20 protein-coding genes are annotated in these 25,478 nt (G+C 33.6%); 9 read left to right on the forward strand and 11 right to left on the reverse strand.

Going from position 1 to position 25,478, the window contains the following annotated elements:
• Positions 1-2: 2 nt before the first annotated feature.
• The 3 genes from rprY (at position 3) to DWB61_RS09570 (ending at position 2,509) form a co-directional block, all read left to right on the forward strand.
• The gene (gene rprY / locus DWB61_RS09560; RefSeq protein ID WP_125030684.1) at positions 3-689 is read left to right on the forward strand and encodes a response regulator transcription factor RprY; all 687 of its coding nucleotides are present in this window, start codon (positions 3-5) and stop codon (positions 687-689) included.
• Positions 690-861: 172 nt separating this feature from the next.
• Positions 862-1,233 carry a BlaI/MecI/CopY family transcriptional regulator gene (locus DWB61_RS09565; RefSeq protein WP_125030685.1) on the forward strand — a complete coding sequence of 124 codons (372 nt, stop codon included), beginning with the start codon at positions 862-864 and terminating at the stop codon, positions 1,231-1,233.
• 1 nt (position 1,234) lies between these two features.
• Positions 1,235-2,509, forward strand: a complete 1,275-nt coding sequence (locus DWB61_RS09570) for a M56 family metallopeptidase (protein ID WP_125030686.1) — start codon at positions 1,235-1,237, stop codon at positions 2,507-2,509.
• A 65-nt stretch (positions 2,510-2,574) separates the two neighbouring features.
• Here DWB61_RS09570 and DWB61_RS09575 read toward each other — a convergent pair whose 3' ends face one another.
• A complete protein-coding gene (locus tag DWB61_RS09575) occupies positions 2,575-4,119 on the reverse strand; it encodes a hypothetical protein (RefSeq protein ID WP_125030687.1) in 1,545 nt (514 codons plus the stop codon).
• Between the two features lie 157 nt (positions 4,120-4,276).
• Between DWB61_RS09575 and DWB61_RS09580 the strand changes: the two genes are divergently transcribed.
• A complete protein-coding gene (locus DWB61_RS09580) occupies positions 4,277-4,597 on the forward strand; it encodes a hypothetical protein (RefSeq protein WP_125030688.1) in 321 nt (106 codons plus the stop codon).
• A gap of 312 nt (positions 4,598-4,909) precedes the next feature.
• On the opposite strand, the gene DWB61_RS09585 is transcribed toward DWB61_RS09580, so the two are convergent.
• The 4 genes from DWB61_RS09585 to DWB61_RS09600 form a co-directional block, all read right to left on the reverse strand.
• A complete protein-coding gene (locus DWB61_RS09585; RefSeq protein WP_125030689.1) occupies positions 4,910-7,393 on the reverse strand; it encodes a TonB-dependent receptor plug domain-containing protein in 2,484 nt (827 codons plus the stop codon).
• Entirely contained in the window at positions 7,390-8,241 is an 852-nt protein-coding gene (locus tag DWB61_RS09590) for a FecR family protein (protein WP_158614390.1), read from the reverse strand. The genes DWB61_RS09585 and DWB61_RS09590 overlap by 4 nt, the downstream gene beginning before the upstream one ends.
• Before the next feature lie 17 nt (positions 8,242-8,258).
• Positions 8,259-8,777 carry an RNA polymerase sigma factor gene (locus DWB61_RS09595; protein WP_125030691.1) on the reverse strand — a complete coding sequence of 173 codons (519 nt, stop codon included), beginning with the start codon at positions 8,775-8,777 and terminating at the stop codon, positions 8,259-8,261.
• A 125-nt stretch (positions 8,778-8,902) separates the two neighbouring features.
• Positions 8,903-9,820 carry a hypothetical protein gene (locus tag DWB61_RS09600; protein WP_125030692.1) on the reverse strand — a complete coding sequence of 306 codons (918 nt, stop codon included), beginning with the start codon at positions 9,818-9,820 and terminating at the stop codon, positions 8,903-8,905.
• An 835-nt stretch (positions 9,821-10,655) separates the two neighbouring features.
• On the opposite strand from DWB61_RS09600, the gene lepA reads away from it, so the two are divergent.
• The 3 genes from lepA to DWB61_RS09615 all read left to right on the forward strand — a co-directional run bounded on the left by lepA (position 10,656) and on the right by DWB61_RS09615 (position 15,717).
• Complete coding sequence (gene lepA, locus DWB61_RS09605) at positions 10,656-12,443, forward strand: translation elongation factor 4 (RefSeq protein ID WP_125030693.1); 1,788 nt, start codon at positions 10,656-10,658, stop codon at positions 12,441-12,443.
• Between the two features lie 136 nt (positions 12,444-12,579).
• Positions 12,580-14,925, forward strand: coding sequence for a cache domain-containing protein (locus tag DWB61_RS09610; RefSeq protein ID WP_125030694.1), 2,346 nt, complete (start codon positions 12,580-12,582; stop codon positions 14,923-14,925).
• 129 nt (positions 14,926-15,054) lie between these two features.
• The gene (locus DWB61_RS09615; protein ID WP_125030695.1) at positions 15,055-15,717 is read left to right on the forward strand and encodes a hypothetical protein; all 663 of its coding nucleotides are present in this window, start codon (positions 15,055-15,057) and stop codon (positions 15,715-15,717) included.
• Between the two features lie 283 nt (positions 15,718-16,000).
• Here the strand turns inward: DWB61_RS09615 and DWB61_RS09620 are convergent, their stop codons facing one another.
• Both DWB61_RS09620 and DWB61_RS09625 read right to left on the reverse strand, forming a co-directional pair.
• Complete coding sequence (locus DWB61_RS09620; RefSeq protein ID WP_125030696.1) at positions 16,001-16,624, reverse strand: DUF6266 family protein; 624 nt, start codon at positions 16,622-16,624, stop codon at positions 16,001-16,003.
• Positions 16,625-16,701: 77 nt separating this feature from the next.
• On the reverse strand, positions 16,702-16,947 hold the full coding sequence (locus DWB61_RS09625) for a hypothetical protein (protein ID WP_125030697.1): 246 nt from the start codon (positions 16,945-16,947) through the stop codon (positions 16,702-16,704).
• A 124-nt stretch (positions 16,948-17,071) separates the two neighbouring features.
• Here DWB61_RS09625 and DWB61_RS09630 point away from each other — a divergent pair, with 124 nt between their 5' ends.
• Positions 17,072-17,521, forward strand: a complete 450-nt coding sequence (locus DWB61_RS09630; protein ID WP_125030698.1) for a DUF5675 family protein — start codon at positions 17,072-17,074, stop codon at positions 17,519-17,521.
• A 354-nt stretch (positions 17,522-17,875) separates the two neighbouring features.
• Positions 17,876-18,004: a hypothetical protein gene (locus tag DWB61_RS17895; protein WP_262701948.1), complete on the forward strand. Its 129-nt coding sequence runs from the start codon at positions 17,876-17,878 to the stop codon at positions 18,002-18,004.
• A gap of 802 nt (positions 18,005-18,806) precedes the next feature.
• Here DWB61_RS17895 and DWB61_RS09635 read toward each other — a convergent pair.
• Genes DWB61_RS09635 through DWB61_RS09650 form a run of 4 tightly spaced genes read right to left on the reverse strand, consistent with a single transcriptional unit; the run spans position 18,807 to position 25,468 of the window.
• On the reverse strand, positions 18,807-20,141 hold the full coding sequence (locus tag DWB61_RS09635; protein ID WP_125030699.1) for an HlyD family secretion protein: 1,335 nt from the start codon (positions 20,139-20,141) through the stop codon (positions 18,807-18,809).
• A gap of 23 nt (positions 20,142-20,164) precedes the next feature.
• A complete protein-coding gene (locus tag DWB61_RS09640) occupies positions 20,165-22,354 on the reverse strand; it encodes a peptidase domain-containing ABC transporter (protein WP_125030700.1) in 2,190 nt (729 codons plus the stop codon).
• On the reverse strand, positions 22,354-23,235 hold the full coding sequence (locus DWB61_RS09645; RefSeq protein ID WP_125030701.1) for a thiopeptide-type bacteriocin biosynthesis protein: 882 nt from the start codon (positions 23,233-23,235) through the stop codon (positions 22,354-22,356). Before DWB61_RS09645 ends, DWB61_RS09640 begins: the two co-directional genes overlap by 1 nt.
• A gap of 10 nt (positions 23,236-23,245) precedes the next feature.
• Positions 23,246-25,468: a lantibiotic dehydratase family protein gene (locus tag DWB61_RS09650; RefSeq protein WP_125030702.1), complete on the reverse strand. Its 2,223-nt coding sequence runs from the start codon at positions 25,466-25,468 to the stop codon at positions 23,246-23,248.
• Positions 25,469-25,478 lie beyond the last annotated feature (10 nt).

The following is a 25,478-nucleotide window of genomic DNA, read 5'->3' on the forward strand; positions in this document are numbered from 1 at the left end:
TTATGAAGAAAGAAATTAAAGTCTTATTGGCTGAAGATGATGCAAATCTCGGCCTTTTGCTTAAAGAATATTTAGTAGCTAAAGGCTACGACACAACCTTATGCGAAGATGGAGATAAGGCATACGATGCATTTTTAAAGAACCCTTTTGATATTGGCATTTTCGATGTTATGATGCCTCATCGTGACGGTTTTACTTTAGCTAAGGATATTCGTTTAATCAACTCTGAAATTCCTATTATCTTTCTTACAGCAAAATCGATGAAAGATGATGTACTGGAAGGTTTCAAATTGGGAGCTGACGATTATATGACCAAGCCTTTTAGTATGGAAGAGCTTTTGGTTCGTATCGAAGCTGTTTTAAGAAGATCAGGAGGTAAGTCAGAAAATAAGCAGGAAGAATTCAAACTTGGTCGTTTCCTTTTCGATTCTAAAAAACAATTGCTTCACGATGCTGACAAAACGATTAAACTAACCACGAAAGAGTCGGAACTTCTTAAGCTACTTTGCAATAATGCAAATGAGGTATTAGAGCGTAATTTCGCACTTAAAACCATCTGGTTAGACGATAATTATTTTAATGCACGAAGCATGGATGTCTATATTACCAAATTACGTAAACATCTTAAACCAGAAACAAATATCGAAATCATCAATGTTCATGGTAAAGGATATAAACTGATCATGTAATTTTTCAAAAATATAATTCAATAAAAAATCCCCAAAATAAAGACTTTGGGGATTTTTTGTGAGAGCAACCTACTATAAAAATAGTAGAAGAATTGGTTATTAAAATTTATTCTACTATATTTGTAGTAGACCGTGAATTTAAAATCTATAATTGCAATAAATAGAGTACCGTATGAAACAAATGACAAAAGCCGAAGAACAGGTGATGCAGATATTGTGGGATCTGAATGAAAGTAATGTTAGAAACATTGTTGATCAATTTGACATACCTAAGCCTGCTTACACAACTGTTGCTACGGTTTTAAAAGTTTTGGAAAAGAAAGGTTTCGTCACTATAATTCCACAAGGTAAAACACATTTATTTATACCACAGATTACTAAGGAAGAATATTCTAGTCTCCAAATGGGGAGTTTATTAAAGGACTACTTCAATGGTTCTTTCTCTAAGATGGCTTCATTTTTTGCTAAGGAAAACAACTTAAGCATTTCCGATTTGGAAGAGATGATTGAGATGACTAAAAAAGAAATTAATAAGGATAAGTAATATGAATGACTTTTATATTTATCTACTAAAATCATCAGCTGCTTTAGCTTTATTCTATGGGGTTTATCATTTCTTTTTACAAGATGAAAAATTCTACAAGGGTATCAGACTTTATTTGGCCTCTTCTCTACTAATGGCTTTCATCTTACCTCTAATCAAGATGAATTTTGAGGTCACTGAAGCTGCAAATAGTTCGAACATTGTTATACTTCTAAATTCAATCAATCTAAGAGCCGAAGGAACAAGCACAACGGGCCTTTTAGAGAACATATCATTAACTCAATTCACTGTTGGCTTTTACACCTTCATTTGTCTCATCTTATTCCTAAGATCTATTATTCGAATTAATAAGACCAAAAATATTATCAGAAACAACCCTAAGGATGAATATGAAGGGCAAGAGTTGATAAAAGTTGATAAGGAAACCCCTAATTTCTCTTTTATTGGAAAAATTGTAATTAGTGATAAAGAATATAATACAGAATCATTTAGAAATATTATAGCACACGAAAGAGTGCATGTGAAACAAAAGCATTGGATCGATCTGCTTTTGGTAGAATTAACTACAATTGTATTGTGGTTTAATCCTTTTGCATGGCTATTTGAGCGTGCCATTAAACAAACGCATGAATTGTTGGCTGATGAAGGAGTTATTGCGCAAGGCTGCAACATTGGACAATATCAGGCGAGTATTTTAAACCAAATAATGGGTGTTGAAGTGATGGGCCTAGCCAATAACTTTAATTGCTCTATTACTAAAAAACGAATGATAATGATGACGAAAACCAATACATCAAAACACAGAATATTTAAACTTCTGTTAGTAATACCAGCAATTGCAATTGCATTGACACTTAATCTAAAGTGCACATCTGAAACTGAAAATCCAGTTGAAGAAGAGGTTGTTACGATAACTAAAGCAGATCAAGCTCTAACAAAATCTGAAACTGTAGATGAAGAAACTGTTTTTACCGTTGTTGAAGATATGCCTCAGTTCCCTGGGGGTGAAAAAGCACTACAAACTTGGATAAATCAAAATGTGAAATATCCTGAACTTGCACAAAAGAATGGCATTGAAGGCCGTGTTTATATTGGATTTGTTGTTAATAAAGTTGGTGGTGTAGATCGTGTTAAAGTCTTGAGAGCCTCCAGTCCTTCATTAGATGCAGAAGCTCTTCGAGTTGTGAGTGCAATGCCTAAATGGACGCCTGGCCAACAAAAAGGTGAGACAGTAAATGTTTCTTTCACTATTCCTATCAATTTTGCTTTAAGATAAAAAGTATTTATACCTTTTAAGTATGTAAAAAAAGCTCTCAGACTATTGTCATGAGAGCTTTTTGCTTATTTATTATTTCTAGCTTTTTCCATTATGACATCCTGCACAGGGCGTCTTTCAATTTTTGAATCCAACCACGAAATCAAATCGAGATAAAGAAAAGCTCTCTTTTCAAATGGATCATCCACCCATTTCATTAAATCTCGCCTCGACTTAATAAATTCCTCTTTCAACTGATCAGGACTGATACCACTTAAGCGTCGGATAAAACGAAGAATATATTTTTGAACCTCTTGCAAGTCTTCCATCTTTACCAAAAAACGATACGTCGACCTGATTTGATAATCCAAATGATCGGTATGCTCCAATTCATAATGACTAATCAGATTCAAAATACGAGCAAAACAATGAATATCGGTTCTTAACGAGGTATCTTTCTCATCAATAATTCGATTTAGGTATTTAATCGCTTCCCGATAATCACCACAACCAAAATAAAGACAAGCAATTTTATAGTAGAAAACCAGATTTCGATGCTTATCCAAACTATATTTATTGGCCTCAATAAAGCTTTCAATTTTGGGAACAATTGAAGTCCCAGCTTTAAATTGTCCCTCCATAAAATACTGGTTAATTTGATGTATGTAAGAAAACTGTTGCTGTAAAATACTAAGGTTAGAGTTTGCCTTTACATGCTCTTGATTTTCAAGATTCTTAAGTATTTTCAAATTTTTCTTAAACTTACTTAGATGATTGGTATAAAATAAAACGACCAAAACATTATTCAGAGCTTTTAGGTACAGATCACACTGACTTGTAATCATATCCGGATTCATTTGAAATAAATCGACCCACTTCTGTGCATACTTGTAACACATCAGAAAATCCTGAATAATCAGATAATACCAAACGTAGGACTGATAGAGATATAGCTTTTCGTAGAAACTCAGTTTCGTCATATCCACCGACTGGATATTGGCATTAAAAAACTCACTCACCATCACAAGATCCTTATCGTTTCTGGCATAACCAACCTTAAGGTATAAAGCATACAAACGAATGGACATGTTGGAGAAATAGATAATACCTCCCATTTCCTGGTTAAGTCCTTTCGACTCAGAGGTAATCTCATCAGCTCTGGTCTCCATACTTTTAGTGATGTATTGAGATTCAATCAATTTCTCGAATTCAACGATTTCCAGATGAAGCAGTTTTCGTTCATATTTCTCTGCCAAAACCTTGCTTTTCTCCAACATTCGCAAGCTTTGCTGATACAAACCTTTGTTATATAAAACCTTAGCATGATCAATCTGTTCACGAATACTAATCGTGATATCGTGATTCACTTGTGTGAGTCGCAAACTCGTCAGTAACTGCTTGTAAAGATGAGCTTTCAGGTTGGGAATTTGAGACAACTTAATATCCTTTGCCCGTTTAGTAATGAGTTCCTCCTTATAAGTTTCCATCTTATCTATAGAGTCGAAAACCTGTATGAATTTACTTTCTTTTCCGCTCCCTATTCGATTAGCGTAAAGTTTAAAATTCCTCTTTTCCGACTTAGTCATCGATTTGATAAGCTGGAATAAGGGTTCAATTTGATGCTTAGACATAGTTGTTTTTTTTCCGTATCTAACTAATAAACAAGTTATTTATCGCACAAACGAACTTTGAACTTCGGAAATAACTCATAAAAATGATTTTCCAGAGCCTAAGCTATGTGCTACATTCATGTCGTTTTTCAAATCAACCAAGTCAGCAACATAGGATATGCGCTCAAATTTAATAAAATTCGGCAAACCTGTTTTAACTAATGAGATTGAATATGATTCAATTAACACCAGTCAAAAACAATCCCTTCATAAAATGGTCTTAGATAAGCTATCGGTAATCCTGAATCAGGATATCGATAAAGGACTAAAACTCATTGAGCAACTAATTAGCAAAGAGGAGATGTCTGTTTTTAGATCAGAGTTGGATGCAAAATTCTCATCAAAACAAACAAAGGAATATCAGTCTGTTAATTTTAATAAACGTCTTAAGACGCTTAGATCATGTTTTGAAGGGCTTTCTGCAGATAGTATTTTATAAAATTAAAAATATTTAAAATATCAATAAATCTACATTTCAAACATCTAGCTTTTAAAAGAATTTAATAAGCCTCTGAGAAGTTGAAAAGTCGGTTTAATGGTGTAGTCAACTGAAACAGTTTTTCCCTCTGTTTGGCTTGTCTAATTATTAACCAAATCTGAAGAATACTAAGTCGTGAGGATAGTGAACAAATCGCTTTCAAGGGGCAATTTAGATACAATTGTGAATCATCCCTTCTGTTAGAATTAGTAGTTTATTTCTGAAGCGTTATCACTTATCCGATCACTTAGATTCTTCGAGCTTAAAATTTTTCTAAAACGCCATTTTTAAGAATAGGCGCACCGAGAAAGGTGTGGTCTTTTCGTTCACACTCAATATCGTCTCCTGTCCTATTTTTACATGATAGGAGTTGAAATAATTAATATTTTCACTATCAAACACGTTGAGGAACATCAATCCGAATTCTGTTTTAACTTTCATTGGTTTCATTTTATAAATAATGGAAGCATCAAATCGACTGTAATTCGGTTCTGACACAAATGAGTTCTGAAGTTCGCTATAGATAGGAAAACCTGATCCCCAAATGTAATTGGCAGAACAATAAAAACGGCCAAGATTAACCAAACCTGCAAATTTAAGTTCATGAGTTTGATCGTGAAGTGCTCTTTGGAAAGTTTGTACACGACCATACTCAAATTTCTCTTCGGTTCTTCCAAGTGTATAAGCGAGCCAAAAGGCGTGTTTATCTATCGTTTTTTTCAAATATAAATCGAGACCATAAGTCTGACTTTTACCGATTGTTATCCCCTGAACTCTTCTATTTTTGAAATAACGAGTATGTCCTTTAGTGTACTTGTGATAGGCTTCCAAACTCATCGTAAAATCATCCTGATGAAAAGAGCTTCCCAAAACCAGATGTTGAGAATGTAAAACAGGAATAATAATATTATCTGCACCTACCCAAAAATCACGACGATTTCCTTCATCATCCCAAATAATACTGCGACTCATAAATTGCCTGTAAATTCCCCAAGCAGAATTCACAGATACTGACGGCGATATTTCATAACTCAGGGAAAGCCTAGGATCAAAATACAATCGTTTAATTAGAGTTGGGTAACTTAAATTGGCACCTATTTTTGCACTTAGTTTCCCATTGAATGAAATTTTATTCTGCAAAAATCCACTCAGCCTTCCCAAATCTGAATCATAATTCATTGTACTCACATCCAGTGAATCTTCAGAATATTCAATTTTGTTATACAGGTATGTCATTCCAGTTTGCACTAGAATTTTTTTTGATAGATTGAAATCATGTCTCAATCCAGCTTTATATTCCAGAACCATTGTGTTCCTCTCATCTTTACGACGAATTTCTGTTTCCTGATTTCTTATCCTATAAATCTGCACTAAATTAGTCAGAGATGATTTAAAACCTGAACTTGTAACAAAAAGCTCACTTCTACCTCCTTTTTTCCATTGCTTATTATACAAAGCAGAAGCCCCAGATTGTTTTATATCTTCATCCTTGCTCTTTCTAATTTGATTATATCGTCCATCAGCAAAGCCATAATCGTATTTATTGAAACCATGAAGCAAACTTATCTGAAATGCATCCCCATTATCTCCGGAATAGGAATATTTTAAATTCATATCCCTAAATTGGTAATTAGGGACAAGGGTAATATTTGAAGTTCCCGGTGAATTACTCTGAGAATTAGGGCTTATAGATCCCACAGACTCATCTTCATACAAATTATAGTAAGTCTGTCGGTATGCAGCAATTAGGGAAGACTTTTTACTTAAAGGCAATTCCAACGAAGCATTAGCAGTTACATTGCTCAATACTAAATTAAATGCAGGTGTGTTCTTATTTCCGTTCTTACCCGTAATATTTACAAAACCACCAACTCTCCCGTCATATCGAGCATCGTACCCCCCCTTTTCAATATCAATATGCTTTGCCATTAAGGGATTAATATCTCCAATATCCTGATAGGAGTTCTTTAGCCCCCAAAGGGTTATTTTGTCGAATAAGACCTGAGTTTCTCCATCATAAGAACCCCAAATGATCACTCGGTCTGATTGTTCATTTGAAGCTGCAATACCAGGCTGCATTCGCAATAATTCAAAAACAGAGTTATCGCCATTTCCAGGCAAAAAATTGACTATTTTATGGTTTAGACTAATATGACCAGCTTCGTTCCCAATCTTAATAAAATTTTGAACCATTCTGTCTGACACCAAAATTTCAGGCAAGTCTGCCTTGGCTGGATGAAGGTAAAGTTTATGAATATTGCTGGTATTTAAAACCGTATCCAAAATAAAATAACCCAAGTGTGAAGCCTGAAAATGCAGGCTTCCATCGTCTTCAGAAGTGAAGGTAAAACCACCACTCATATCGCTAATTTGGGGTATATCATTTATGGCCAAATGTGAATAAGGAAGACTTTCATTGGTTTCAAGATCGTATAAATTCCCTCTTAGGTGATACTTCTTTTTTCTTCTATCTGCATAAATAAGAAAAATACCATCTGAATATTGATAATCAAGTGAGGTATTTTTTAATAAGAATATAATTGCTTCTTTAGGGTCTTGGAAAGTTTGGGATGTTGTAATAATGAATTTAGAGAGTAATTCATCATTAAAAGAAAATTGGACATCATACCTATCTCTCAAATCAATTAGAACTTGATTTAAGCTTTGTTGTTTCGCATCGACTTTTATTTCTTGAGAATATGAGTAGAGTCTTATTACGAAAATGAAACAGAGTAGAATAACGATTTTTAATCTCACTTAGTTTGTTTTGAACCTACAATGTACTTTTTTGATGAAACTTTCGAATATTCTAATCCTAAAGGTAAACAAACCCAATTCAATATTTCATCAACTGAATTACTTTTTTTGAAGTTTCCCGTATAAAGAATTTTCGCTAAGTCTTTTTTTACAATCCGGATATCATATTGCAACTCTATTTCCTCAAAAACTTGATGGATTGGTGTAGCCGTAAAGAAAAATATATGATCGCGCCACATCGTTTTTTCTTTAATATTTATTCCTGTTTCCAATTCTATTTGACCATTTCTATTAATCGAAGCAAAATCCTTTGGGTATAGAATAACCTCGTCCTGAGTTAAAGTCGAAAGAACCCTAACTTTACCTGTAAAACAGCTTACTTTATAGGTGTTCTTTCGAGTATAAATATTAAAACTTGTACCTAAAATACTCGTGGAACCAGAACGAGATACAATCTCGAAGCGACTCCCTTTACTGATATTAAAAAATGCCTCGCCTTCGAATTTCACTTCACGAGAAACTCGCCACCAATAAGGGTGGTAAGTCAGGTTGGAGTTTGCATTAAGCTCTACTCTGCTATTATCTGGCAATAATACGGCCAAATGCTGTCCTTTAGGGCAATATATGCTTTCAGTATAAAAACGCATAAAAGCAACACATGCCACAACGAGCAACAAACTTGCAGCTAGGGAATAGATCAACCAATGGCTTCTGATTTTCCTTACTGGTTTTTGAATATCTTCAATATCAGTAAACATCTTATTCCAAATTTCATCCTTCGATTTTGAATAAGGCAATTCAATCTCTGGTAAGGCGTTTAAAAACTCCTCATCAGAATATCGATCCATATTTTTTAAGTCAAAACTCATCGGAATTTTATCGGTTGATTTAAAATCGTTTCGTTTTTTAATGCATTTCTCAAAAATTGAAGGGCATTCTTCATTCGTTTTTCAACTGCTTTTACTGAAAGGTTTAATCGCTCCGCAATTTCTGAATATTTAAACCCTTCATCCCTGCTCATTAAAAAAACCACTCTTTGCTTTTCAGATAATTGAGTCAAAGCCAATTCATATTTACGACTCAACTCCTTGTATTGCAATATATCTTCAGGTGATTCCGTTTCATCATATTGCTTTTCGTTAGCAATATAATTCTGTGCAACAACATTTTTTCTATATCTGGAAATAAAAAGATCATTTGCCATCTTGTAGAGTAAAGCTTTGCATGGAGGATCTTTAAAACTAGCTCGCTTTTCCCAAACCTTCATAAAACACTCCTGTGCAATATCAGTCGCCAATTCTGAATCTCCTGATCGGAAATACAAATAGTTTCGAATAGCATCGAAATAAATGTCAAAGAGATATTTGAAATGTTCTTTATTCAAAACAGTGTCTAAAAAGGTTCCCTTAAAAATAAAATAAATTTTAGATAAAGAACTGAAATCTAGTCATTATCTATATGGAATAGCAATCAGCAAGCTTGCCAATCACTATTCCATATTCCCCAAACTTATTTATTTCTTCCGTGTCTATGTTTTCCAAGAGTAATCTCTTCTTCTCCATCAGCTGTCGTCTTTACAGCTTTATCATCACATGTTTCAGCTCCAAAATCAACTCGGGCAAACTCTTCTCCATTCTGAGAATAAACGACAATACCACTAACGATATATTTACATGTACCTAAACGTGCTAAGTAATCAGCAATCTCTTTCTTAAACTCATTATTTTCAGAGTCAACAAAAACATCCTGTCCTGTAATGTGAATTTTATCATCTGCTCTGTCGTAACTTGTGTCTAATCCTTCTACCCATTCCTTCGTTTTATTTCCGACGCAAGAAACCTCTGTCTCATCAGCAAAAGTAAAGTTCAAATCATACTCATGCTCAAACTTTCTTGACACACCGCTTTCGCCAGAAAATACAACCTTTTTATAACCTGCTATTCCAATAGAATCCACTTTAAAATTTTGATAAGTAAATTCACGCATCGCTCCATCAATTCTAGGAGGTGCAGAAACGACTATAGTCACAATACCACTTATAACTCTACCGTTTCTTAAAGTAATACCATCACCATAATCGATAGTAATTGTCATTGGGAAACCATCATTATCACCTTCTTCAATGGTAACCTCAGGTCCTAAATCATTTTGATAACAACGCCATCTTTTATATAGTTCTGCCAAATTTCGCAAGCGATATCCATAACCACCTGATTTAGTAGAACTCTCTTCTAAAGTAAACATATCACTTTCGTAGTCCACTTCTGTCATAACGTTGGCGATAGCAACTTCCGTATCAATAACTGATGCAACATTTGTTATACTAATCTCGTCTTCGCCAATCAATTTCACACTGTCATCCGATTTATCACATGATGTGAATGCGAAGGCTATTCCTAATAAAAAAACAAATAATAACTTTTTCATGACTATAGATTTTTATGGGTTTAACTCATTTTATTCCGGAAAGAATGATCCATTATTCCTTCTTCTACATGTATACCGCATGAATCATCTTTTACCCTACCCTTTTATTCAAAAAAAATCAATTCATAGAAACCTCAGAGATAGATTGACCATTTCAACAAAATTTTAAAGACAATCATCAAGCTTTTCAGAAGTTTCATCAACAGCTTTTATACGTTAAAAGAAATCAGCATTTTTCTGGGTTACTTTTTCCCGTTATAAGGAATTAAGTAGATGACAGGGATTGTTACATGTTGGTTAAAAAAGAACGATAAGTGAAAGAAAGGAAATTAAAAAAAGCTCAGATTTATTCAATTTTGGGTTTCAGCATTATTACAGTCGCCATTGGTGTTCAGTTTTATTCAAATAATAAAACTTATACGTATTCATTGCTAATTTTAGGATCAAGCATTTGTTTTTTTGCATTGATTAAAGCCATTAGAAATTTTAAGTAGAAACACATTATGCCAGGATTGAAAACTTTATCTCAAATTCAATCCTGGCAAAATTATTTAAGTTAGATTATAGAAAATCAAGCACATTCGAAATCTCATTATTTATCCTATTTAATAAATAAATCAAAGACTTAGGATCTACAAAATCAAGAAAACTACTTCAAACAAGAAATTAGCTTTCATCTCATTAGTTATACTTCTTATTTAAAGGATCTTAATCATCTTGTCTAATCCAAGGAATTGAATATCTTTGTTGATTGGTTAAGAAGCTCCGTAAATGAAGTTGAATCAGTTGTAAAACGATTAGGAGTCTCAAGCATTATCTAATTTGATTTTTGAAGATGAAGAACATTCGTAATTTTTGCATAATAGCCCACATCGATCACGGGAAAAGTACACTTGCCGACCGTTTGTTACAGGTAACTGAAACTGTCAGCGAACGCCAACAGCAAGCCCAAGTACTTGATGATATGGATTTAGAACGTGAACGTGGTATCACCATTAAGAGTCATGCCATTCAGATGGATTATAAAGAAAATGGTGAAGATTATGTATTAAACCTAATTGACACTCCCGGACACGTCGATTTCTCTTATGAAGTGTCAAGATCGATTGCCGCATGCGAGGGAGCCTTATTGATTGTTGACTCCACTCAGGGTATACAGGCTCAGACCATATCGAATCTGTATTTAGCTATTGAACATGATTTGGAAATCATTCCTATCCTAAATAAAATTGACTTACCAAATGCAAATCCTGAAGATGTGAAAGATCAGATTGTTGATCTTTTGGGTTGTGATAGAGACGACATTTTGTCGGCAAGTGGTAAAACTGGAGAAGGTGTTCCTGAAATATTGGAAGCCATTGTCGATAGAGTTCCAGCTCCAAGTGGCGACAAGAAAGCACCTCTACAAGCCTTAATCTTCGATTCTACCTACAATGCTTTTCGTGGCATTATCACCTACATCAGAATAATGAATGGTGAAATACGAAAAGGAGATATGGTTAAATTCCTAAATACCGATAAAGAATATTACGCTGATGAAGTTGGGGTTTTACGTCTGGAACGAGAACCTCGCCAAATACTGAGCACAGGAGACGTTGGTTATATCATATTAGGGATAAAAACGTCTACAGAGGTGAAAGTAGGTGAAACCATCACGACCAAGGAGAATCCTTGCGAAAAGGCTATTGAAGGATTCGAAGAGGTGAAACCTATGGTATTTGCTGGTGTTTATCCAATCGATAGTGAAGACTACGAAGACTTACGTGCTTCAATGGAAAAATTAAAACTAAATGATGCTTCGCTTACTTTTGAGCCTGAATCATCATTAGCACTTGGTTTTGGTTTCCGCTGTGGCTTCCTGGGCCTTTTACATATGGAAATTATTCAGGAGCGTTTGGATCGTGAGTTCAACATGAATGTAATTACTACCGTTCCTAACGTATCGTACATTGCTCATACAAAAAAGGGCGATACATTCGAAATGCATAATCCATCAGATATGCCTGATCCGAATTCGCTAGACTTTATAGAAGAGCCCTTTATTCGCGCACAAATCATCACGAAATCAGAATTTGTTGGATCATTAATGACCCTATGCATGAGCAAACGAGGTATGATGACCAATCAACAATACCTAACCAGTGATCGTGTTGAGTTAACTTACGAAATGCCTTTGGGAGAAATTGTATTCGACTTTTACGATAAACTAAAAAGTATATCGAAGGGGTACGCGTCTTTTGACTATTTCCTAATTGGTGTGAAACCAGCCAAGTTAGTAAAACTGGATATTCTTTTGAATGGTGAAGGCGTTGATGCTCTTTCTACATTAATTCACTTCGATAATGCTCAATCATTTGGTCGAAGAATGTGTGAAAAATTAAAAGAACTGATCCCACGTCAACAGTTTGATATTGCGATTCAAGGTGCAATTGGAGCCAAAATTATTTCTAGGGAAACAGTAAAAGCTGTTCGTAAAGATGTAACGGCAAAATGTTATGGAGGTGATATATCTCGTAAACGTAAGCTACTTGAAAAGCAAAAGAAAGGAAAGAAAAAGATGAAACAAATTGGTAATGTCGAGGTCCCTCAAAAAGCATTCCTTGCCGTTTTAAAGTTAGATTAATTAGGATTATTCCTTATGCAAATAGATTCAAACCCTTCGATATTCGAAGGGTTTTTTATTTAATACTATTTTCAAAAAAAACATTTTTATTCTGTTATTTAATGTAACTTAATCTTCTGAACAAAAAACGTCTAATATGAAATCAAGATTAATTGATATTCCACGTTTATTTCGCAACTACAACATACTTATCTTACTGCTACTAAGTATCGGATTTGGAAGTCTGGTTATTATTATTGATTACCAGAATCACGAAAAAGATGTTATAAGATCTCGTGAAGCCATTGAAAATGAAAAGAAACAATTCCTAAAGCATTCTGTCGACAATGCAATTTCTTATATCAACTACAACAATTCTAAAGTTGAGGAAAAATTAGATGAGGAACTCTCTCTTAATATCCAAAATGCATGGAAGCTTGCCACTGGCATTTACAATAAATTTAAAGATACAAGATCAGAACAAGAAATAAAGACTCTCATTAAAGCAGCCTTAAGACCTCTCAGATATTTTAACGATAGAGGCTATATCTATATTATTAATATGGATGGCTACACCCAAATGCATCCAGTCAGCCCTGAGAAAGAAGGCCATCTTTTAACAGATATACAAGATATATCTGGCAAGTATGTCATTCAGGACGAAATTAAATTAATGCGCGAGAAGAAAGAAGGTTTTATCAATTATTTATGGACAAAACCTAATTCCACTGATGATGTTTCACATATGAAAAGAGCGTTTCTAAAACGTTTTGAGCCTTACAACTGGTTTTTTGGCTTGGGTGAGTATCAAGATGATTTTAAGGAAGATTTAAAACAAGAAACATTAAAATGGTTTCGCCAGTCTTACGATCCAAGTAAATGGCATTTATTTATAAATGACTATGACGGGAAAGCACTTATAATCAACTCCGATAAATACAAAGCAGGAGTAAACATTAAAACCATATCTGATGATAAAGGGATTAAAATATTTAAGGAAGAGCTCAATATTGCCAAAAATACTGAGGGCGATTTCTTAAGATACTCATGGCTTGATGCAACTACAGGGAAATATACCCCGCGAGTTACCTACATAAAAGGATATAATCAATGGCAATGGATGATTGGAGCATCATCTAGTACAGTAACTATAGATAAAGCTATTGCCCAAAAGGAAAAGGATCTTTTAAGAAATTCCCTCCAAAGAATCACTTATCTCCTGCTAGCAATGCTTGGAGCATCTGCATTATTCTTTATCATCAGTCAATTTATAAATAACAGAATCAGAAATAATTTCAACAGCTTTATTTCAGAATTTGAATCTGCAATTTCAAAACAGCAACTACTACAAGAAGACAAGTTTAACCTCACTGAATTAAGAAGGCTATCAAAATCAATCAATAAGCTTTTAAAGAATCATTTAAAAAACTTAGATGACTTAAAATTGAGTGAGCAAAAATTCCGAATCGTGGTTGAAAATGCCCCCGTCTACATTTTGGGTTTCAATCCTAAAGGATTAGTCAAACTATGGAATAAACAATGCGAAGATTTTTTTAAGTATAGCTCAGGCAAAATATTAAACACCCCACTACCTTTTGAAGAAATATACTATTCTGATTCAATTGAAACCATCAAGGAATTCATAAACTCCCCTTCCGAAGAGTACCGACTCTCTCATGTCAAACTTAAAAATGGACAGGAAAGTTATAAATACTGGGCATCTTTTGAATTAAATAAAGATCTTCGCATCTGGGTCGGTCACGATGTGACAGCTCTCAAACTTACAGAACAAAAAATGAGAGCTCTAAATGCAACAAAAGATAAATTTTTCTCAATTATTGCTCATGACCTACGAAATCCTTTTAACGCACTAATCACTCTAAGTTCTTATCTTATAGAAGCAATTGAATCAAGTAATAAAGCAGAAGCTATCGAACTTGCCAAAATTATTGAAACTTCTTCAGAACAAGGATTCGAGTTATTAGTAAATCTGCTCGAGTGGTCACGAACACAAACTGGGTCAATCCAATATAATCCTGAACTAATCAACTTAAAGAAGGAACTCAAAAATCCCATTCAGATTGTAGAGGGAATAGCCGAATCCAAGGATATAATATTAACACATAATATTAACGAAGATATCACAGTGTTGGCAGATCCAAACATGATAAGAACTGTTGTCCGCAATCTACTTTCAAATGCTGTAAAATTTACGCCTAAAAATGGGAGAATTTCTTTTGAAGCATTTGATAATGATGATGAAGTATTGATTAAAATATGCGATAATGGTGTTGGTATGTCGCAAGATATAATTGATAATCTGTTTTCAATAGAAGTGAACACAAGCTCTACTGGTACAGCTGGCGAAACGGGAACAGGATTAGGCTTAATATTATGTTTTGAATTTGTAAAAAAACATAATGGGAACATATGGGTTGAGAGTGAAATTGGCAAAGGCTCTTGTTTCTCATTTTCAATACCAAAGCGAACAATCAACACTTAAATTAATGTCGTTCCACGTCAAAACATTAAGGTTTTCTTAACTCTTTTTAGTCAAAGCTTAACACCTTTTAAGTTAGACAATTTCTAATTTTGGAAGTAGTTATTTAATCAAAACTAAATATTAGAAATTATGAAACGACTATCGATCTTACTATTAATAATTGGACTCATCTTTGTGTGCTCACAAAGTATAACTGCTCAAGAAACCAAACAGAAAAAAGAAGCTAAAGTCAAAGTTCTCATTAATAAAGATGGTAAATCCATAAAATTCGACACCATCATTCATGATTTCAGAGATCACAAAGAAATCATGAAAATCATCAGATCGAAGCACCTATCGGACTCTCTATTCGAGGTAATAGAAGGTGAGGATTTTATGTGGATTTCTGATGATGACTCACATGGGGAACACAAAGTTATCATCAAAGAACTTCATGGCTCAGACCCTTCTCTTCATTCTAAAATGAGTAAACACATTAGAGTCATTTCTGATAATGATGAAAACATCATTATCTCTGATGGAGATGGCGAGCACAAAACCATCAAAATTGAAATCATAGACGAAGATGGAAATATCCATAAGAAACATTCAAAGGTAAAGAAAGTTTACATCATTAAAGAAGATATCGATTTAGACATCTCCAAAGATGGTGATATGAAAATTATCAAGATTCAGTGCAAATCAGATCATGATGAGGATATTGATATAGAAGTCGACATTTCTGAAGATGGTAAAACGACAAAAAAAATTAAGAAGAGAAAAGCTAAGAAAACAGAGAAAAAGGAAAAATAGACTTACAACTCCTTTAAAGACAAAAGAGGATGATAGCCTGCTATCATCCTCTTTTGCTCTGCGAGCATAAACACACATAAACTAAATAAACCTACCAAAATCTCAAATACCTGCAACAACAAGGCATACAAGAACTCCTAATCCTTTACAAGAAAACATAAGACAGATGAAAAACACGAAAGTTTAAACATGGTTTAAACTTTTATTTCATTTTAAGGTCAATTTTAAGAAAAGCTGCAACGCATAGCGAAGCAGCTTAAAGAAGTTAGAATTGAGATAAATTCTAAGAAAGAACAATTTTTGAATAGCTATCTGGAGAAAACTTATCTCCATCTGCAGTTCCAAAAAATGCATACACATGAACATCACCTGCTGAAACTGGCAAGGTGATTTCGGCTGACTGATCCGAACGAACTGAAGCGGTATTTAAGATGTGAACTCTCTCAGGAGTCATCACCAAAAGATGCAGTTTATCATCGGCATTACCGACACCTGTAGCACTATCATCCTTCCAGGATAACTCAATACCAGATACCACATCTACATCATCCTGAAGAGTCAAGATTTCAGGAAGAGGTAAAGCTCCCATCGAAGCATGAAACTCCGAATAATTCACCAAAGCTCCACTTTCATCGAAAGCTGGCATATTGGTTTTCACAAACAGATTGTAACCGGTCATTTTGCCACCGACTAAATTCCATACAGGACGGATTAGACTTTCCATCAAAGATGAGGCTAAACTGACCACCGACTTAAATCGGCTTCTCTGTTTTTGCTGCGCTTCACTATTTGAAGCATTTGGACCAGGAAGTGATTTGATATAATTCACGCCTCGCCATGAACTGCCCACTATGGCGCCAACCTTTCCTGTGAATGGGCCCAGGATCCCTTGATTGTATTTTCCCATGACATTTTAAATTTGGGTTAGTAATTGATTAGTTAACATAGAATTGAGACAGGTACGGAGCAGGTACCCACTTGTCCTTACTCCTTTTTGTCTCCACGCTCTCGCTTTTTACGATCACGTTTTCTCTCTTTTTTCGTCCAGAGTCGCTTCAATAAAGCAATGACTATAGTCGAAACGGTTCCACCCACAACTGAAACCATGGCTTCGGTGCTGTCAAGTGGAAGACTTTGTGCCGCATCAAGAACATCTGGCTGAATTCCAATGGATTCTGCTATGCCCATCGTTGATGCAGTGCCAATCAGAAAAGAAGGTATATTTTTCATTTTCAATGACTTTAATGGTTAAACATAGACTTAAAATACATACATTAAGGTCGAAAAACACTACCATAAAGCTGATTTACAGCGCATTACACCCAACCGCATCAAATTGTATAATTACCTGATTATGAAAGCACATGATATTTTACATCTAAGGATTATTCGAGAAGAATTCACCAGTCAAACGACTGTGGGAAAAATGTATATCGATGGTCATTTTTTTGGCTACACTCTGGAGGATACCGTCCGGGCATTTGGTATTAAAGTAAAAGGTCACACAGCCCTACCCGCTTACCAATATCAAGTCAAATTGAGCTTTAGTCCCAAGTATGAAAGAATGATGCCTTTAATTTTCAATCAAAGCGATGAAAGCGTGAATGCTATGGGTATCCAATTTAAGGGTATTCGATTTCATGGAGGGAATAGACATTCCGATACGGAAGGTTGTATTCTAGTGGCCAAACATCGAGTGACTAATCAGATTATTCAAGGTAGCCTGGAAAAAGAGCTCAGTCTAAAGATTGCTGAAGCTGAGAATCAGAAGAAGCAAATTGCTTTGGAGATCATAAACGGCTAAATTCAACTACAGATCTTTTGCTACTTCCTGTTAAACACCCTTTTCTATTACCGCGATGCGGGTTGCCCAGTCAAGGTTTTTATCGGATTTTTCATACCCTAAGAAATAGACTTGAATCAAAAATCGGATAAAACCGAAGGCCCCGACCTTGACTTGCTGATTGAGATAAAAAGCTCGTGCGTGAGAAATAGATTCATCCTGCTACTGACAAGGGAATAACTTGTTTATCAGGCAGGAGGAAAAATCCCTGATCAGAGTCACAAAGTTATAAAGTCCAAATGTCAAAAAAGTCAAATTTCTAAAAAAAACACTACCAATACATTACTGCTAATCATTTGTTTCTTTTTGTTTTTAATGCCTGCATTAAAAATGGGTGGTGGTGGGGTTAGTTGGTGGTCATTAAGCCGAGGTTTCATAAAAGGCGCGAGCCGCCTGCGAGTGGGAGGTCGTGACTGGCAAGTAAAACAAGGCACTTGTGATTGACAGCCAGCGGTTTTTGGCGGCTTTTTTGAGGCTGGGTGGTTGTAGCTGGGTGGAGGGCAAGTCCAGCTATGTTTCATATCCTCATCTGATCAATACTAATTATGAAACATATTGGGCAGTAATTGCCCTTGGCCCAGGTGCGTAGGTAAAGGGCTTGCGATAGAGTTAAAATATGCTGTGGTATCTCCTTTTAAGAAATGGAAATCTATAAATTATCATTTTCAATATTAGATTTCCAGCGGTGGAGATAGCATGATTTTACGAAGAGCAAGTTCTGTCCGTGGCCTCTCAAAAAAGATGACAAAAACCGATAGCGGCCGACCTAGCAGGCGAGCCTAAAATGAGCAATGGAGGCACTTTTGACTGGTGTATTTTATCTGATAAAAGAATCTGATTTACGTCAACCTATACTACACTAACGAAACACCTTGGGATAATAATCAAACACGAGACAAAAGGGCTGAGAATTGCTGTGAACGACGAAGGGCGGAGCGCGAAAAGTATGACAGGGTTGCTTTAGCAACTTTAGGTAACAAATACCTATTGGCTGTGTAAGCTCTAAAGATAAAAAGTAAAAAGGATGAGGTTTAAAAGCAGTGGAACAGACAATAGGATTTTGGAAACCCTTGGCGAACTTTTTGCGGCAGCCCAAGGAGAGAACACCATATTTCCTTTTTAATCATGTGGGGAATTAATGATCCTTAAGCCACATGCTTTAAAAGTTAAAGATTAGTAAAAAAATAGCAGAATGTATACTCTACAAAAAATAGGACCAAAAATAGCTGAACGATAAACCGGTCACTTAATCTCTTTCATCTTGTTCAATAACATTACTGAACAAGATTGCCCTTAATGGATCTACAAATCTCTGTATTAGTCGATTTTCTCTAGTTACAATCTCTCCAACACCTTTCATTTCCTGATGAAATGATAATACTTTCTTATAGTTGGTATTTAGATTATTATTCATTAGAACCTCCGCAGAATAATATGTTCCATTTTTATCAACAGAAGGCACCAGGGATATATTACTAATTTTCCCATGAAGCATTCCGAATTCCATATATGGATAATTGTTAAGTTTGATATTTACTTTTTGTCCAATTGACACTTTACCCGAACCAGACATAGGGATACGCATTTTTCCCACTATTTGAAAATTATTCATCGGAACAACAGTAAATACAATACTGCCTGAAGACAGATATTGATATTGAGACCAAACATGCGTAAAAGTAACAATACCATCAATTGAGGATCGAAGAACATATTTATTTTCCCAAATTGCAATTTCATTAACTAATGAATTTAACGACTTTTTTAAATCCGCCAAGATTTCAGCATTATCTTTTTTCTTCTGTAGTTTAAGCGTTGTAATCTCTTGAGAAAAATTATTAATTTTGATTTCAAGATTTGTTAAGTTTGCAATAACTCCCTTATATGCATATACTTGTTTTAAATAGTTAGACCTAGATGTTGAGAAATTTGATAATGCCAACACTCCTTTCTGGCACAATATTGAATCAGTCTTATACTTATCTTTCATAATTGTAAGATCATCTTCAAAAATGCATGCCTGATCTTTCAACTGTTTTAAATATCTTAAATAATCATTAATTTGATTGTTTAGCACCTCTACTTGCGCGTCATTATATTTAATCTCTTTAAATAAATTATATCTACTCCATTGAGATAAAAAGATAGAATATTTATTAAAAAGATCTCCCAATTGATACTCATTCTTCAATTTTATATTTTTACTATAACATTTTTCATTCTCCAATATTTTGCTCAAAGTATCTATTGTACATTTTAAATCACAAATATCTTCATAATTAGAAGGATTATCAATTATTCCTAGTATCTGATTTTTTGTTACAACCTGATTGTCTTTAACAAATAAAAGATCCAAATTCCCACTGACCTTTGGAATTACGGGTATTGGTGGACTACTTGATATTAAAGTAATATCAGAAACAATTAGATCTGGATAGCGAAAAAAATAACTCCCCAATAGTAATAGTATTATTACAGAAGTAATAATGGTAATACCCCATCTCAAAATCCATCTAGGAGGTTGGCCTAAGATAGCCTTAACTCTTTCACTTCTATTTACAAGGTTACTTACTCCAGGCATAATAAATATTTAAACTAAATAATTCAATTTTCCAACTCCAACTGATTAACAATGAGATCGTAATACTTTTTCCGATTAATAATTAGATCTTCATGTGTGCCAACTTCAACAACTAAACCTTTATCTAGTACTACAATTTGGTCTGCATTTTTTACAGTACTCAATCTATGGGCTACAACTACAACAGTTTTCCCTTTAAAGAAGTTGTTTAAATTAGTCATTATGACTTTTTCATTATTTGAATCTAAGGCATTTGTTGCTTCATCAAAAAATATGAAATGTGGATTTTTATAAATAGCTCTAGCAATTAAAATCCGTTGCTTTTGCCCTTGACTTAAACCACTTCCTTCTTGTCCAATTTTGGTATCATACTTCATTGGAAGACCTTCAATGAAATCCTTAATATTTGCCTCTCCTACAGCACGTTCCAACCGATCCTCATCTATATCATCACCACTAACAGCAATATTTTTTGCTATTGTATCTGAAAAAATATATCCTTCTTGCATAACAGTACCACAATTATTCCTCCACGATTCAATATTATACTGACTAAATTCGTGGCTACCGATTTTTATAACACCATTAGATACTTCATAAAAGCCTAATAGAAGTTTTATTAATGTAGTTTTGCCACTTCCGCTCGCACCAACAATAGCAGTTATTTTATTTTGAGGGATTTTTAATGATATATTATTCAAAACTAGAGGAGATTTTGGACCTCCATACCGAAAATCAGCATTCCGAAAGTAAATATCTCTATCTGCCGGTATCTCGGTAATCTTTTTATCTAAAACATTTTCTTCTTCTTGTTTTTCGTAAATCTCACCTAATCGTTCTAAACTTATTCTAGCATCCTGGGCACTTTGCATAAACCCAATGAATTGTTCAATGGGACTATTCAGTTGCCCAATAATATATTGTACTGACATCATCATCCCTAAGGTCAAATTACCATTTATAACCTCCCTTGCAGCCAAAAATGATATCAAAATATTCTTTATTTGATTAATGAAAATTGAGCCTGCCTGTTGCGCTTGATTTAACGACAACCCTTTTATGTTGACGCTGAATAATTCGGCTTGAATATCTTCCCATTCCCAACGTTTCTGTTTTTCACATCCATTCAACTTTATCTCCTGCATACCAGTTATCAACTGATAAACGTTACTTTGATTCATAGCCGCAACCGAAAATCTTTTATAATCAATTTCGGCTCTTTTTTTAAGAAAGATAACAATCCAAAGTACGTATAAAGCACTACCACAATAGAAAACAAGTAATATTTTAAGATCATATATAGCAAGCACGATACTATAAATAATAAAAATAAAAATGCCAAAAGACATACTAATAAGACTATCCGTCAGAAATGTCTGAATTCGATTATTATCATCTATACGCTGGCGTATATCACCTATCATTTTTGTGTCAAAAAATCGAATAGGAAGCTTCATTAATTTTATTAAAAAATCTGAAATGATAGAAATACTGATTCTAGTACTTACATGAAGCATAATCCAACTCCTAATAAACCCTACAGTTGTTTGACTTACGGAAAGAATCAATTGAGCAACTAAAACTAAAACAACAAAGTTGATATTATCATTAGAGATACCTATATCTACAATCGCTTGAGTTAAAAAGGGCAGAATTAAACTTAAAATACTACCAATTAGAAAACCTAAAATCAACTGAAGAATAAAACTCCGATAAGGTTTGATATATGAAACTAAGAACGAAAAACCAATCTTTTCTTTCTTATCTCCAAGATCTCCATTATAGAATTCTGGAGTTGGATTTAAGGTTATCGCAAAACCAATAAGCTCTTCCTCAATTCTAGTAGATGCCCAACAATGTAAAAAGTCAGCTACTGAATAAGAAATCAATCCAATTGCAGGATCAGAAATATAAACTTTATCTTTTTTGATTTTATATACAACTACAAAATGATTGCGATTCCAATGAACAATAGTTGGTGTATTAATTTCTTTTAATTTTTCAAAATTTAATTTTACTGCTCTCGATCTAAAACCAATTTTATCAGCAGCTTCACTTATCCCTAATATTGAAACACCTGATTTAGATTTGAACGTAATATCTCGAATATGTGAAAACAAAATATCCTTACCATAATATTTAGCTATAATTTTCAAACATGAAGGACCACAATCAGTACCATCTAATTGTAATTGTATTGGAAATTTTCTCATTACACATTGATGGCATTAGTATTGCTATATTTTAATCTTGCAATTTCAGATTTATAATATTTATTCATAAAATAGTAAATTATCATTTCATGTAATCTCTGCTTAGTTCTAAATAATCGATTAAAATGCATATGAATAATACTTGAAAGAATCGAAAATAAATCCGCATCACTATTATCTATCTCATTCCGTAATTCTTTAATCAAAGAACCAATGTCTAATATAAATCGATTTTCAATAGATTCTTCAAACCTTTCTCTACAAATAAATTTCCTTATTTCTTGTTTTTCTTTACGGAACTTTTGGTCGATTTGTAATCTTAAATTTTTATCCCCATTAACCTCTTCAAAATAAGCATCTGCTAATATCTGGAATAAATGTTGTTTCCCGTATATATCAATTCCCCACTCATCTAACAAACTATCCATCATCTTTATCCCCCATTTCCATTTGTTATCATCATTCTCACTGGATAAATATTTAATTACAGCAACACTATCATAAAAGAAAATTTTCTCTATCAGGCAAATTGTTGATTCTCCATATCTCTCAATTTCTCTATTATAAGTATCATAAGTTATTGTAGAAATTATTTTATCATTAACGAATTTCTTAAGCTCAGTGTTAATTAATTTTAAAACTAAATTAAGATCTTGCAATTTGATAATATGAAATCTAATTCTAATATGATAATCTGGATCAGCAAAACGAATGAAAAAAAACTGATCAATAATAGCTTTGTCAATTAAGTAATCAACAATAGGTTTAATTTTTTCGATCAATATTACTTCAGCAATTTTAGGTCCGCAGTAAAATTTGAAATATAACCATTCATCACCAACAATAAATTTCCTTTTTACTCTCCCTCCCGTACTATTCATAAATTAATGATTATAAATCTTGATTATTGCACTTATAGAAATTAATAATAACTTGATTCGTATAATTCTTATCTTTTTGATTTACAAAAGAATTATCAATATCGAACAAAACCTCTTCAACTTGAAATGAGTTCTTTTTAACAATCGAAAACAGCATCTGAGCGGATGATCTTTCATTCAAATTTATTAGCAGCTTATTATCTCCTTGAATTAAAAAAATATTATTAGGTAAATTTAAATCTCGCTTAAATTCTGAAACTTTACTTTGAAAATCTGGATCAGTAATTTTAGGAACACTTTTTGATTTTTTACTATCAATATTCCATGTAGCAGGGGATATAATTAAGTTTTTATATATTACACGAGGTAAATAATTTCTACCAATTAATAATGGTCCCCAATTAAATCCAATCCCCCCCCTTTTATTTTGATTTTGAAGTGCTCCTAAAAAACTATATATGGGTAATGATTTAGTTGAATAATTATGAGCAGTTGATAGTCTCGGTATTATTTCACATTTCAGTCTTTTTGATGTTAATATAATTCGCTCACCATTAGGTACAGAAACTAATAAATCAGAAACTTCAACTCTATATCTCGAATCTAAAGATGAAGATGCTAGATATGGAATTTCATATTTTCGAATGGGTGGTCTCATTAAAATGTTACCAACTCTAGATTCAGGCAAGTGGACTACTTCAGCCAAAATCTTCTCTTCTGATAGTTTATCTTCCTTCTCTGCAATTTCATTGACTAATGAATGGATATCAGCATTTATATGACAAAAACGAGCTAATAAGCTTGCAGCTGTAGCCCCTCCTGCATTTCGAATCAGAATATTTGGTTTTTCTATGTTATCTTCAGATGATAACACTTCAATCATAGTTGAAAAGGTATCCGGTAAATCATTCCAGTCAGATTTATATTCCTGTAAATCCGAATCTAATATTTCTATTATTGACAGCTTCGAGGAGATGAACTTTTCATATTTTTTTACGAGAAGATCATGAAATGGGTACAATTCTACTTTTTTTGAACTTCTTCTTTTTTCTGGTATATATATGCCTTTTAAAAGTGGACTTATATCGTTATGTTGAGGATTTGAGTTACCAAACCCCACACCTGAATCAGAATCTAGTGCAATATTTAAAGGAATTTTTTCATTTTCATATTTATTATAAAAATCTTGTTTAAACTTATCTAATTGTCTATCCTTAATTTTTGGAGTAATCTTATTAAAAAATTCAATCCCTTTTTCTACATCAGATATTATCTTTTCATTTAACGATAAGTGTTCTGCTTCTACATTAAGATCTGCTTGAAATATTGTTTTTTGATCATAGGGAGTTTTCAATAAGTCTAAATGTTTAATAATTTCGTTATACTTATCTAAAGAACTTCTTTCGTAGGCATCATCAACTTCCTTCAGTAATTCCTTGATCGATTTTAAATTTGAAACAATTTCATCTAAACCATCAAGTTTAGATATTTTTTGAATCGTTTGCTTCAATAAATCAGGACAACTTACCTGTGGCTCTAATTCGCTAACTAAAATTTGATTATCAATCAGCTCTTGGATAAATAAAACGGATTCATCAATTGTGACATCCTCATCTACAATATTGATTGCCAATTCATTTATTGTTCCACCATGTTCACAACTTTTGAATATTTTACTTAGATAGCTAGATGATTCAACTTCACTTAAGGTGTAATTCCGAATGCCATTCTTCAAATCAAATTCGTGATATCTAATTCTTTCGCCTATAGCATATAAACTTGTGTTAGGATAAAACCGTAACTGATCTTTAATTAATTTATTATTGGTTAAATCGAAAATTAAGGCACAAAGGTAATCCATGTCTAATCTCGTTTTACTTTTAAAACGTAATTCTTTTTTTTCCAGCTCAGAATTTGTTTTTTTTATATTTCCAACACCACAAGCAGCAAACAATCCAAAAGGAGTGCAACGCCAAGACATCCTAGCAAGGTACTTAAGAATTGATATTTGAAACATCAAAAGGTCTTTACCTTTGAGTTTATTCTCATTATACTTCAGTAATTCACCATGTAATACAGGAGTTGCCATATACAAAGCCTTAATGAATTTAGAGTCTTCAATTTTTTCACAAGAAATAAGTTGCTTTGCTATTGGAAGGTACTCCTCAATTCCCCATACAGGTATTCTAAATGCAACTTTGTCAAAGGGCTTATAATATACAGTATTATTCATTCTAATCAAT

The sequence above is a fragment of the Ancylomarina euxina genome, assembly GCF_003863355.1.
In the GTDB taxonomy this organism is placed as follows: Bacteria; Bacteroidota; Bacteroidia; order Bacteroidales; family Marinifilaceae; genus Ancylomarina; species Ancylomarina euxinus.

Excerpts from the sequence above, each read along its gene's own strand:
- DWB61_RS09615 (WP_125030695.1), top strand. The coding sequence starts at position 15,055 with ATGAAACGACTATCGATCTTACTATTAATAATTGGACTCATCTTTGTG.
- DWB61_RS09575 (WP_125030687.1), bottom strand. The coding sequence starts at position 4,119 with ATGTCTAAGCATCAAATTGAACCCTTATTCCAGCTTATCAAATCGATG.
- DWB61_RS09570 (WP_125030686.1), top strand. The coding sequence starts at position 1,235 with ATGAATGACTTTTATATTTATCTACTAAAATCATCAGCTGCTTTAGCT.
- DWB61_RS09635 (WP_125030699.1), bottom strand. The coding sequence starts at position 20,141 with ATGCCTGGAGTAAGTAACCTTGTAAATAGAAGTGAAAGAGTTAAGGCT.
- DWB61_RS09565 (WP_125030685.1), top strand. The coding sequence starts at position 862 with ATGAAACAAATGACAAAAGCCGAAGAACAGGTGATGCAGATATTGTGG.
- DWB61_RS09620 (WP_125030696.1), bottom strand. The coding sequence starts at position 16,624 with ATGGGAAAATACAATCAAGGGATCCTGGGCCCATTCACAGGAAAGGTT.
- DWB61_RS09590 (WP_158614390.1), bottom strand. The coding sequence starts at position 8,241 with ATGGATCGATATTCTGATGAGGAGTTTTTAAACGCCTTACCAGAGATT.
- DWB61_RS09625 (WP_125030697.1), bottom strand. The coding sequence starts at position 16,947 with ATGAAAAATATACCTTCTTTTCTGATTGGCACTGCATCAACGATGGGC.
- DWB61_RS09630 (WP_125030698.1), top strand. The coding sequence starts at position 17,072 with ATGAAAGCACATGATATTTTACATCTAAGGATTATTCGAGAAGAATTC.
- DWB61_RS09640 (WP_125030700.1), bottom strand. The coding sequence starts at position 22,354 with ATGAGAAAATTTCCAATACAATTACAATTAGATGGTACTGATTGTGGT.
- DWB61_RS09645 (WP_125030701.1), bottom strand. The coding sequence starts at position 23,235 with ATGAATAGTACGGGAGGGAGAGTAAAAAGGAAATTTATTGTTGGTGAT.
- rprY (WP_125030684.1), top strand. The coding sequence starts at position 3 with ATGAAGAAAGAAATTAAAGTCTTATTGGCTGAAGATGATGCAAATCTC.
- DWB61_RS09650 (WP_125030702.1), bottom strand. The coding sequence starts at position 25,468 with ATGAATAATACTGTATATTATAAGCCCTTTGACAAAGTTGCATTTAGA.
- lepA (WP_125030693.1), top strand. The coding sequence starts at position 10,656 with ATGAAGAACATTCGTAATTTTTGCATAATAGCCCACATCGATCACGGG.
- DWB61_RS09600 (WP_125030692.1), bottom strand. The coding sequence starts at position 9,820 with ATGAAAAAGTTATTATTTGTTTTTTTATTAGGAATAGCCTTCGCATTC.
- DWB61_RS09580 (WP_125030688.1), top strand. The coding sequence starts at position 4,277 with ATGCGCTCAAATTTAATAAAATTCGGCAAACCTGTTTTAACTAATGAG.
- DWB61_RS17895 (WP_262701948.1), top strand. The coding sequence starts at position 17,876 with ATGCCTGCATTAAAAATGGGTGGTGGTGGGGTTAGTTGGTGGTCATTA.
- DWB61_RS09610 (WP_125030694.1), top strand. The coding sequence starts at position 12,580 with ATGAAATCAAGATTAATTGATATTCCACGTTTATTTCGCAACTACAAC.